The 1,898-nt window shown below is 66.1% G+C and carries 1 protein-coding gene; it reads right to left on the bottom strand.

The features are described 5' to 3' along the window. Window positions 1–30 precede the first annotated feature (30 nt). The gene (locus MKK75_RS25340) at window positions 31–1,335 is read right to left on the bottom strand and encodes a methyl-accepting chemotaxis protein (RefSeq protein WP_244045266.1); all 1,305 of its coding nucleotides are present in this window, start codon (window positions 1,333–1,335) and stop codon (window positions 31–33) included. Between the last annotated feature and the right edge of the window lie 563 nt (window positions 1,336–1,898).

The raw sequence follows: 1,898 nt of genomic DNA, 5'->3' as shown, positions 1-1,898 counted from the left end.
GGGCGTCGTGGGCCGAACCGCGAGCCACCTTCACCGCGAGGGGGACGAACAGGGAGCGGGCCCCCGTGTGGCCGCCCGCCGCGGCTCGGTTGGGGGGGTGGGGGCGGGGCGGGTGGTGGCGTCCGGGATTGTGTTTGCCCGCGTGATTGTGTCGCCGATCGTCTGGGGCTTCTCCGACCGGGTGACGATTGTGCCGGCCAACGGCTCGGCCTGCTCGCGGATCGCGTCCATGGCCTTGGCGGTGTCCGAGACGGCGCGCAGGCCCTGGCGGGAAGTCTGAACGGTGGCCTGGGCGTTGGCGATCACTTCGGTGGCGCGCTTGCTGATCTGCGCGCCGGTTTGTGTGATCTGATCCATGGTGGCGGCGGTCTGCTGCACGGCAGCGAATTGCTGCTCGACCGAGGCCGCCTGCTCCTGTGCGGAGGCGCGGATCTCGGCCGCGGCGGCGTTCAGGTCGGTGGTGGCGGTGCGGTTGGTCCGGGCGAGGTCCGAGAGACCCGCCACCATCGTGTTGAGGGTGCTGGCGAGCCGCCCGACCTCGTCGCCGCTGCGTACCTCCAGGCGCCGCGAGAGATCGCCTTCGCCAACGTGATCGACGAACGCCATCAGACCCTTGAGCGGACGTACAACGGCGCGGCTGATCAACCACGTGACGATTATCGCGAGGAGAACTGCGGCTGCCAGCGTGAGAGAGATGGATAAGCGTGAGGTCTCCTGGATTTCTCTGACCCTGCGTTGGCCGGCGTCAAAATTGTCATCGAGTACGTCGCGCGTACCGTCAACACGCTGCAGCAGCGCGGCCTGGGTCTGGTTGAGTTCAGCGTTCCGAGCGATGACTGCGGCGACGTCCTTAGCGGCTACGGCGGAGAACAGTGCTTCGGCTGTCGTGCGCAGGCCCATGAAAAAGGCCATGGTCTCGGTCGCCCGCATACCGAGCTTATTCCAGTTGGAGGCTCGATCGCTCGATAACGCCAGGGGCTCATACTCCTGCGCCGACCGGACCAGAGCCTTCAGCGCAGCCTCGACCTGATCGGCGGTCTTTCGCCAAGCCGCCGCGGTCTCGCCGATCGGCTTGCCGAGGAGGGCTGGGTCGGTGCCGCCGCGCTCGCGCACGAGAAAGTCGATGACGGCGTTACGGCGTAGGTTGCCGATCGCGCGCGTGTCGTTGCCCAGATCGTCGATGAGGCGGGCGAGCTTGAGGTCGCGTGCGACGATGCCGTCCGTGGCCTGGCGTGCCGAATTGAGCTGGATGATCGCATATATGCCCAGCGCCACCATCACCAGGGTCACGGCAGCGAAGCCAAACAGGATGCGTTGGGCGATGGAGAGCGACATGGCGACCTCTGGGCAAGGACATCAGACGGTCACCGAAAGTGCGACCGAACGAGCGGTACAAGTCCCTAGGTGTCTCGCATTCTGCGCTGGGCGCCTACAAGCTGCCCGGTAACCAGCCTGCCGCAAGGTTGCATGAGAGTCGATGCTGAAGCGGGACTGGAGACCGCGAGCCTCGGCCCACGGCCAACATGTTGCGCTATAGTGTGGAAGCATACCTCGACGGCTCGGCCGCTTTCCAAAGTAGCAGCCTGCAACCCTCAGGTGGTTGTCTGTTGCGGTGCTGCGGTCTAGGTTTGCAATGCGGGACGGCGATGGCGTCGCGGTCCGGCTGCCCTTCCAAGGGCGTTTCCTCCCTAGACTTCGGGCCGCTCCCTCGCAGGGGTGGCCTTTTCTTTGTTCGGTAGGCTGAGGGGATGAAGACCTGAGGCCCGCCCCTCGGGGGGAATGGGAGCGGGCCTCAGCTGCGACTGTGCCCACGCGGCTACGCACCAAAGGGCCCTGTCTTTGGAGCCAGCGCGTCGCTCTGAGGGCAATCGGGTTTGGCCCGGCCGCTGGGATTGAAG

Source organism: Methylobacterium sp. J-030, from assembly GCF_022829545.1.
Lineage (GTDB): Bacteria > Pseudomonadota > Alphaproteobacteria > Rhizobiales > Beijerinckiaceae > Methylobacterium.
The sequence above is the reverse complement of the archived record's forward strand: the minus strand, read 5'-3'. Positions and strand labels throughout refer to the sequence as shown.

Coding starts and splice junctions, on each gene's coding strand:
- MKK75_RS25340 (WP_244045266.1), bottom strand. CDS start 1,335: ATGTCGCTCTCCATCGCCCAACGCATCCTGTTTGGCTTCGCTGCCGTG.